This window comes from Streptomyces sp. NPDC092952 (assembly GCF_044754785.1).
Lineage (GTDB): Bacteria > Actinomycetota > Actinomycetes > Streptomycetales > Streptomycetaceae > Streptomyces.
The window spans coordinates 1-8,751 of sequence record NZ_JBIVPT010000043.1 but is presented as its reverse complement, the minus strand read 5'-3'; the positions used below and the strand labels follow the sequence as shown (position 1 = coordinate 8,751).

The 8,751-nt window shown below is 73.4% G+C and carries 9 protein-coding genes; 8 read left to right on the top strand and 1 reads right to left on the bottom strand.

Translation table 11 applies throughout. The features are described 5' to 3' along the window. Positions 1–220: 220 nt before the first annotated feature. From ACIQGQ_RS36885 to ACIQGQ_RS36870, 4 genes are all read left to right on the top strand, one after another. On the top strand, positions 221–379 hold the full coding sequence (locus ACIQGQ_RS36885; RefSeq protein WP_402404986.1) for a hypothetical protein: 159 nt from the start codon (positions 221–223) through the stop codon (positions 377–379). 179 nt (positions 380–558) lie between these two features. Then, positions 559–1,578, top strand: coding sequence for a hypothetical protein (locus tag ACIQGQ_RS36880; protein WP_402404983.1), 1,020 nt, complete (start codon positions 559–561; stop codon positions 1,576–1,578). A 414-nt stretch (positions 1,579–1,992) separates the two neighbouring features. Then, entirely contained in the window at positions 1,993–3,657 is a 1,665-nt protein-coding gene (locus tag ACIQGQ_RS36875; protein ID WP_402404980.1) for a replication protein, read from the top strand. 727 nt (positions 3,658–4,384) lie between these two features. Then, a complete protein-coding gene (locus ACIQGQ_RS36870) occupies positions 4,385–4,831 on the top strand; it encodes a hypothetical protein (protein ID WP_402404977.1) in 447 nt (148 codons plus the stop codon). 589 nt (positions 4,832–5,420) lie between these two features. Here ACIQGQ_RS36870 and ACIQGQ_RS36865 read toward each other — a convergent pair. Beyond that, complete coding sequence (locus ACIQGQ_RS36865) at positions 5,421–6,158, bottom strand: GntR family transcriptional regulator (protein ID WP_402404974.1); 738 nt, start codon at positions 6,156–6,158, stop codon at positions 5,421–5,423. Positions 6,159–6,310: 152 nt separating this feature from the next. On the opposite strand from ACIQGQ_RS36865, the gene ACIQGQ_RS36860 reads away from it, so the two are divergent. Genes ACIQGQ_RS36860 through ACIQGQ_RS36845 form a run of 4 tightly spaced genes read left to right on the top strand, consistent with a single transcriptional unit; the run spans position 6,311 to position 8,686 of the window. Next, positions 6,311–6,514 carry a hypothetical protein gene (locus tag ACIQGQ_RS36860; RefSeq protein WP_402404971.1) on the top strand — a complete coding sequence of 68 codons (204 nt, stop codon included), beginning with the start codon at positions 6,311–6,313 and terminating at the stop codon, positions 6,512–6,514. Continuing rightward, positions 6,511–7,167, top strand: coding sequence for a hypothetical protein (locus tag ACIQGQ_RS36855; protein ID WP_402404968.1), 657 nt, complete (start codon positions 6,511–6,513; stop codon positions 7,165–7,167). The genes ACIQGQ_RS36860 and ACIQGQ_RS36855 overlap by 4 nt, the downstream gene beginning before the upstream one ends. Beyond that, entirely contained in the window at positions 7,164–7,616 is a 453-nt protein-coding gene (locus ACIQGQ_RS36850; RefSeq protein ID WP_402404965.1) for a hypothetical protein, read from the top strand. The genes ACIQGQ_RS36855 and ACIQGQ_RS36850 overlap by 4 nt, the downstream gene beginning before the upstream one ends. Further along, positions 7,613–8,686, top strand: a complete 1,074-nt coding sequence (locus ACIQGQ_RS36845; RefSeq protein WP_402404962.1) for a hypothetical protein — start codon at positions 7,613–7,615, stop codon at positions 8,684–8,686. Before ACIQGQ_RS36850 ends, ACIQGQ_RS36845 begins: the two co-directional genes overlap by 4 nt. Positions 8,687–8,751 lie beyond the last annotated feature (65 nt).

Here is an 8,751-nt window from a genome sequence, read left to right as displayed (position 1 = left end):
TCCCCGGACCCGGCCCGTGAGGCCGCGTAGCCCCGGCTACCCCCGCAGTTACCTGCGGAGATACCGCCCCGGCTACCCCCGGCTACCGGGCCCGCTACCGGCCCGGCTACCCCAAATCCGCCCGATCCCAGAAGGGGTCGGGACGCACCGAGCGCCCCCCTCCTACCTCCAAGCAAGCGGGGGGCGCCCGGTCCCATCTCCGAGGAGACAGGAGCCCATCGTGGCACTCCGGAAGACCATGCCCGCACGCGACCCCCAGCGCGCCGAGGCCGAGCCCCAGCACGTCCGCGAGTACGCCTCCAGCACCGGCGGCTACACCACCGTCCCCGCCGACAAGCCCGTCCCCGGCACCCCGAAGACGACCGGGGGCCGGTCGTGACGGCCCGGCAGGCGATCCGCATGTACGCCCGGCTCGCGAACTGGTGGCAGCGCATGTGGTGCGGCCGCCAGTTCTACTCCGAGACGCCGTCGCAGACCTGCGGGCAGTGCTGACCCTCCCCCCGACCGTGGGCCGGTCCGGCACCCCCGGACCGGCCCACCCCCCGAGAGGTACCCGACATGCGACACACCCCCGACACGGCCCCTGACCTGCGCGACACGGCCGCCGACACGGGCGCCGACATGCTGGTCCGCGAGATGGTCGCCCGGCAGATGCGGACCACCACCAGCGCCATCTACCGGTACATCACCTACATCAGCCTGAGCGTGCTGATCCTGTGCAGCGGCACCTTCGCCGCCGTCCAGGTCTGGGCACTCCGCGGCTACCTCCCCGCCGAACTCCCGGCGCCCGCCGCCTGGTCGCTGCCCGTCGCGCTCCAGGTGCTCGTCCTCGCGGCGGAGCTGATCCTGCTCAGCAGCGCGGTCACCCGCTCGACCCCGGTGCAGGCAACGGCCGGAGCCGTGATGGCGATCGGGTACGGCGCCGAGATCACCGCCCACGTCCACGAGGGCGGACACGACCTGGTCACCATCACGCTCGTCGTGATGAGCACCCTGCTCGCGCTCTGCTGGACACTGCTGGCCCTCGCGCTCCGGGCCGGGATCGCCGACGCCGACGCCCTGGTCCTCCAGCAGCGCCGACCCGCCGCCGCCGAATCCGCCGGCGCCACCGCCCCCGCCCCGGCCCCGGCCGCCGAGCCGCTGGCCGAGCCCGAGCCGGGGCCGGTGGTCGAGCCGGGGCCGGTGGTCGAGCCGGTGGCCGAGCCCGAGCTGGCGGCCGCCGAATTGGCCGGCGCCCCGGCCGAGTCGATCCCGGCCCCCGTGGCCGAGCCCGCGCCGGGGCCGGACTTCGGCACCCAGGAGTCGATCCCGCAGGCCTGGTACACGCCCGTACCCGCCGACACGGCCGACACGGGCGCCGACACGGCCGACACGGAGCCGGGTCCGGCGCCCGGAGTCCAGCTCTCCGACGTCGAGATGGACGCCGTCGTGCACATGATCGTCACCGAGACCGACCCGCCCCGCAGCTACCGGGACATGGAGACCCGCTACCGCGAGCTGGGCTACGTCGGCGGCGCCGCCCGGCTCCGCGAGTCCTGGCACCGCGTCACCACCCCCGCCACCGCAGACCAGGCGTAACCAGCACAAAAGCCCCGCCGGTTGACCCGGCGGGGCTTTCTACAACCCGTCAAACCCCATGCGACACACGTGCGACACACACCCGGGTCGCCCCCCGTGTCGCACAGGAGTGGCAGGATCGACCCCACGAAATGCGAAACGGCCCGGGGGCCTAATCCCGGACCGCTTCTGACGTCACCCGGCTACCAACCAAGGGACTCGTCTGTGCTCAGCGTACGGGACGCATCGGCGTCCGCAACACCTCCCGCCCCGCGCGCCGCCGGACCCCGGTGCCTCTGCGGCACGGCGATCACGCACACCCCCGGCAAGCGCCCCCGGAGGTACTGCTCCGACCGGTGCAAAAAGCGGGGCCAGAGGGCCGCCGCAGCGGCCGAACGTGCTGGTCAGCCAAAAAGGGACACCCTAGGGAAAGGGTTGACAGAGTTTTCCGAGAGCGGGGCGGACGACCCTCAGTCCCGGCCCAAGCGGACCGTGGTGAAACCGGAAATCCGCAGGTGGCAGGGCCGCCGCATCCTCAACCGCGTCTCCGGGATCCGGGCATGCCGGGCGTGCGGCAAGAGCGCGCTCGATCCGGAAACCGGCGTCGTCATCGGCCGGACGTCCCGGGGCTACGTCGTCACGCTCGGCGTCGTCCGCTGCGGGCGGATTTGGTTCTGCTCGCAGTGCTCGGCTGCGATCCGGACCGGCCGGACCGAGGAACTGAAGACGGCCGCGCTCCGCTGGCTGGCGGCTGGCGGCACGCTCATCGCCGTGGTCCTGACCGGCCGCCACAACCAGACGCACCGGCTGGCGGCCCTCTCGGACGCGATGTGGGGGGCCCCCCTGCTCGACGCGGAGGGGGCGCCGGTCCTGGACCGCTCCGGCAAGCCCCGCCGGGCGCCCGGCGCCTACCAGAGGATGTTGACGGACCCGGACTTCTACGGGCGGCCCCAGGGCCTGAACCGGTGGACGCGCAAGGACGGCACGCGCATGGAGTCGATCCGCCCGGCGCGGGACGGCATCCGGCACCGGATCGGGTACGCCGGGATGGTCCGCGCCTCAGAGGTCACCCGCAGCCAGGACAACGGGTGGCACCCGCACACGAACGCGTTGATCTTCGTCGGGGCCACGGTCGACGGCACCCCGGCCAAGGGCGTCGTCCTGCCGGACGGGTACTTCGTGCCCACGGAGTCCGCGTTGGAGGAGTGGGAGGGCTGGCTCCGGGCCCTCTGGACCCGCATGCTGCGGGCGGCCGACCCGACATTCGAGCCCACCAAGAAGTGCGGCCGCAAGGGCTGCAAGTGCGGGGGCAAGGGCCACGGGGTCATGGTCAAGGTGATCCGGTCCGCCAACGACGAGGCCTTGATCGAGTACATGACGAAGGTGCAGGACGGGAAGCGAGCGGACTCGGTCTCGGAGGACCTGGAGACGGCGGGCGGGGTCGCGCTGGAGACCGTCCGTGCGGACAACAAGCGCGGCCGGGGCCGCAACAGCATGGTCCCGTTCCAGATGCTCTACCGGCTGTGGGACCTGGAGGCCGAGGGCCTGGACGAGGACGAGGCCGAGGGCTACGGCACCGCCCTCCAGCTCCGCAGATGGTGGGCGGAGTACGAGCAGGCCATGGCCGGGCGCCGGGCGATCGAGTGGACCCGGGGCATGCGGCGGCACGTCGGGCTGGAGGAGGAGGAGAACCCGGAGGAGCGCGACGCCCAGTTCGCCTACGAGCAGGCCGCGCGCGAGCCGCTGACCGGCGGCGTGGTCATGAGCACCACGGCGTACGGGACGGTCGTCCGGCACCTGGCCGAACCAGAGGTCGAGGCGGTGGTGGCCGACGAGGTCTACGACTCGGTCGGCGACCTGGTGTACGGGCTCGGCGGTCTCGCCGGGCACGTCCGCCCGCTCACCGCACAGGAGATCGCAGACATCCAGGAGCACATGGCGGCCCGCATGCTGGCCCAGCGCGAGGCACGGGCGAAGGCGGCCCAATTTGAGGCTGAGCAGGCTGAGACCGACTGGCTGAGGCGCCGGTTCGCGGGCCTGCTCGCACAACTCGCCGCCCGCGACACGGCCGTGTCGCGGGCCGACACGCCTGCCGAGTGACCGTGTCGGCCGCCGACAACCGCCGGTTGTCGGCGGCCGGTAATGGAACGTCAACGCACATCTTGCTCCGCTGTGGCGGCCGGTGAGCACGAGGGTCCGCCTGCCGCGCGGTTTGGCCGGCGGGCCCGGGCCGCGGTCGCGAGTCGGCCCCGGCCGGGATGGATGAGTGGCCTCTCCCCGGTCCGGGGAGAGGTGTCGGCGCTGACCCAGCGCTGACCCACGGGCGTTGAGCTGGGGCGACGGACGGGCGCCGAAAATCCGCACGCAACCCGGTGGGCAACCGGCACGGCAACCCGTTGAGCAACCGGTGCAGCAACCCGTTGGGCAACCCCGAAAAGCCGCCCGTCCCCGGGCGGCTTTTGGGTTACTGGGCCCAGTAACCCACAACTGGCTGTCCCCGCCTGCACGCGAAACTGGGCCCAGTTCGCACTACCTTGCTGCGTCTGTCTGCCCGTGTCCGAACGCGCGGGGCCGGACGTGGTCGTCCCCGGTGGGCGCGGGCCGCGGGTCGAGCACGCCGTGCGCGCGGAGCTCGGCGAGAGAGACGTCCGGCCGGTACAACGATGGCCCGCCCAGGTCGGCTTCGGTCGCACGGATCCGACCCTCGTGTGCCTCAGGTGGACCGGCGGGGATCGGAGCGGAGGACTGCTGCGCGGGGCCGAGGCCGAGGCGCCGGCGGGATGTCGTCATCCCCGGATCGTAGATCCGCGCGCGGAGTGCAAGAGGTGTGCTGGTGTTCGTCGTCGTCGTCGACGTCGTGCAGCTGCTCGTGCTCCTGGTCGTGCTCGACGTCGTCGTGCTCCTGGTCGTGCTCATCGCTCGTGGTGGTGACGTGTCGGTGAGGTCTGTGTCGCGGTGTTCCTGGTCGTGGTGTGCTGAGCACATGGGTTCTTCTTCTCCAACGCCCGAGTACGGGGCGCCCGCTCTCCCGGTGATGGGCGCTCGCCAGCCCCAGCGGTCGGTCGACCGACAGCCGCCCGGCGATGATCCCGTCACGGAGCTGAGGGCCGCGCTGGTGGAGGCTCAGAAGTGGCTGATGTACGCGGCCGGACGGGAGGCCGCCGACAATCCGGCCCAGGCCGCGCTCCTGGTGCAGGCGTCGGCGGACATCGGGGCGACGCTGAAGCGCACGGCGGCCGGTGTCGTGGGGCGGCGTGTCGGCGACGCGTCCTGACGTGTCGGCCGACGTGTCCTGACGTGTCACCTGGTGTGTCGGCGGCCGTGTCGCGGACGGGTCGGCGGACTGGTCGGGCCTGCGGGGACGCGTCGGACAGGTCGATTTGGGCCGCCGGGGGGAGGTCCGCCTGCCGTGCGGTTTGGCCGGCGGGCCGGGCCGCGCGTGCGTGACGGGTCGGACCGGTCCCCTTGGTCGTCCGATGCCTCGTCCACGACGATGCGATGCCCGAAGCGAACCGCGCCCCCCACCGGGGGGCGCCACAGCGCGGCAGCTGCTGCTCCCCGCCAGCCGATTCCCGGGCGGGGGTGGGCGCCTCACGCTCCCGCGTGCGTGACGGCGGGGGTACGGCGCCCGGCCTCGTGATCGTCCGGGAGACGGCGACGTGGGCCCCGCCGGGCACCCCTCCCTCCCCGCCAGCGGTCTTTCCCAGCGCGAAGTCGCCGCGGCCGCCCGTGCGGTGGGCCACGGAGGATTACGGGCGGTGGGCGGTCTGTGCCCGGGTGCGGTCCCGGTGGGCCGGAGGGGGTGCAAAAAACGGCGCCGCCCGGTGGTGGGCGGCGCCGTTGGCGGGGGCAGGAGTTGACCGTCACCCCATGGGGACGCGGGTGCCGGGCGCGTACACGTCCTCCCAGTAGGCGAGGGGCCGGTCGTCGTCGTGGAACGTCTGGGCGGTGACGACGACCGGCACTGCTGAGTGGGGCGGCGCCGTGATCTCCATCGCGGTGAGCTCGTCGTCGGATGCCTGGCGGGCGTGTCCGGTGCGCTGGCCGCGCTCGACCTGGTGGCCCGTGCGCTCGGCGTAGAGCTGGTCGAACTGCTTCACCATGCGGACGTCGTCTGCCAGCTCGGGTACGGCGGAGACCGTGTGCGGTGGGTAGACGGAGACGCCGATGGACGTCGGTCGGTCGTCCTGGCGGAAGACCCGGATACGGATCACGGCCTCGTCCCCGGGCTCCAGCTCCAAAGCGCTGCACACGTCAGGGTCATGAACGGCGCGCCGCATGACGCGGTGGCCGGAGGAGCTTTCGCCGGGCGCGTACCTCAACCCGTTGCGGTGCACGCGGTCCAGCCTGTCGCCGCCGGTGATGACCAGCGGGGACTCGGCGACGACGGTGCCAAGCGCTCCTCGTGAGGTGACCAGGCCCTCCCCCTTCAGTACGCCGAGCGCGCGGCTCACCGTCTTCGAGGCGACGCCGAACTGGGCCTGGATCGCGGCGACGGAGGGAATCGAGTCCCCCGGCGCCAGCTCTCCAGCGGTGATCCGCTCGCGGAAGTGGGCCGCGACGTCGGCGTACCCCTTTCCTGCGGGCGCCTTGTATGCCATGACTTCTCCCTCTTTGCCGGGTCCCAAGTACGTCTCGAAGGTACATGACTTGCCTAGGCAAGGTACACACTTGCAGCCCTGACGGTCCTTCATGTACCTTCATGGCGGCCGGAAGGTACATGAAGCACCTTGCGGCGGCTTGATTCGTACCTATGGAGAGAGGGACCGACATGTGGATGGTCGCGGGAGCCGCCGGAGGGTGGTGGAGGCCGCGCTCGACCGTGGTGCTGACGCGGCTGACGCTGCCCGGCGGGTACGAGTGGGCGAGTCGGCCGGCGGCCCCGGGCGCCCGGGTGCCGGGTGGGGACGAGCTGCGTGTCCGCGCTCTGCTGATCCGGGCGGGGGTGCGGCTGTGACCGCCGAGAGCGTGGTTGCCGACGCGCCCGCCGATGTGGTCGACACGGTCGACGCGCCTGCCGACACGGGTGCCGACACGGTCGACGCGCCCGCTACGGGTGCCGACACGGAGGGGTCCGCGAAGCCGTCCCCGGAGACGGCGGGGGCGGGGTGGGTGCGTAACCCCCGTCTGCGGTGGGCGATCTACAACGGGTCGGCGGCCGGGGCCGGGGTGCTGGGGATCTGGTCGGCGACGGGCGACCCGATGGCGGGGGCGGACTACGCGGGCCGGATGGCCGCGTCGGTGCCGCAGCTCGCGGCGGCCGGTCTCGCGGTCGGGGCGGGCATCGCCGGGTGGCACGCGGCCCGGATGGTCCTGCTGCACCGGCTGCCCGGCCTTCTCGGTTACGCGGCCCGGCCGGTGGCCGCGATCGGCGGGGCGATGTGGGGGCAGGGGACCGCCCCGCTGGTCCGGGACGGCATGGCCGCGATCGAGCCCTGGGGCTCGTTGCTGGCGCCGCTCCTGGCGGTGGGCCCGCTGGCCGCCGCGTGCTGGTGGGGACTTGACCGCCGTGCCGCGCACGCCCCGCTCCCCGTCCGCTGGTTGGCCCGTGTGCCGCTGGCGACCATCACGATCTCCTCCCTCCTCTACGCCCCTGGAGTACTGCTGTGATCACCGCATCGACTGAACTCGTCACCTTGGCGGCTGGGCCGGTCTTCGGCGGAGCGGGGACCGCCGGTCTCGCGCTCGCGGACGGCATCGTGCTCCTGGCGGGCCTGCGTGGCTCGGACCGGGTGAAGCTCAACCGCGACAAAGCCGCGGCCTTGGGCATCGGGATGGGCACGCTCTCGGCGGCGGCCGACACGGTGCTGTCGCAGATCGGGCAGGGGTCCGCGCAGATCCCCACCAGCCTGGTCACCGGCGGCACGTTCGGGTCCATCGGCATGGGCGGCGTCGCGCTTGCCGTGACGGGGGTGATCTTCCTGTTCGACTGGAAGAAGCTCATCGTCCCGGCCTTCCTCGGCACCGGTGCCGGGGTCATCTACGCGGAGGCCGGGGGCATCTGGAGCATCGGCCACAACGCGATCCTGGCCCTCGGGAAGGCGGTCGGTGCCCTGTGAGCACGGCACATGAGCACGAGGGTGTGCGGTCGGTGACCCGGGGGACCTGGCCCGCGATCGTCGCGCTGTTCTCCGGGTCGATGGTCCTGGCGGGCCGGGTGTGTGGGTGTGTGCCGGTCGCGGCCCGGTGGGCGTGGGACGCGGCGTCCGCCGACCTGGAGGCCACGGCGGCGAAGCAGGCTGCCGCTGACCGCAAGGCGGGGGCGGCCGCGAAGGCTGCGGCCAAGGCCGCGGCGAAGGCTGCTGGAAAGGGCGACCAGGAGGAGGAGGGCCAGGAGGCGGAGGAGGTCGTCGTGACCGCGCCGCCGGTCGCGCCGGTCCGCCGTCCCGCGCTGGAGGCGCTCGGCGTGCTCGCCCTGGGCGGCGTCATCGCGGCCGGTGCCGTCCGTACGGCGTCGCAGCTCCTGAGCGCACGGGTCGGGGAGTGGCTCGACCATCTCGCCCCGTACCGGGGGCTGATCGTCGGCGCGCTGGCCCTGGGATGGATGGCGGCCGCGTGGATGGTCGCCCCTCCGCCCGCCCCCGCGAAGAAGGACGACGACCAGGGCGACGTCGACGTCGCCGACGACCAGGAGGAGGAGGGGGAGTTGTCCCCGTCCGACCGGCTGGCCCACCACGTGCTGGAGACGCTGGCCGGGCTGGAGGCCGAGGGCCGCCCCGCCGTCCATCTCGTCACGGTGCTCACGACCGCCGAGGAGGCCGGGCTCGTCGAGCGAGGCTCGATGGACAAGCTCGCCTTCCGCGACTGGCTGACCGCCAGCGGCTTCGCCGTCACCAAGTCCGTGAACATCAAGCGGCGGATGGACTTCGGGCTCCGCGTCGACCGCGCGACCGAGGCGTGGGGATGCTCCCCGGGGGAGGCCCTGGGCCTCGCTCTCGGGGGAGAGGACGGACCCCCCGCCGAGACCCCCTCCGACGCCCCCGCCGGCCACCCGGCCGAGGCCGCCCCCGAGGCCTCCGCCGAGGCCGCCCCCGAGGCCGCCCCGGAGCCGCTTCCTGCGGCCCGTCTGGCGCCCGCCCGACCGCTCCCCCCGGCCGGGTCCCCGGACCCGGCCCGTGAGGCCGCGTAGCCCCGGCTACCCCCGCAGTTACCTGCGGAGATACCGCCCCGGCTACCCCCGGCTACCGGGCCCGC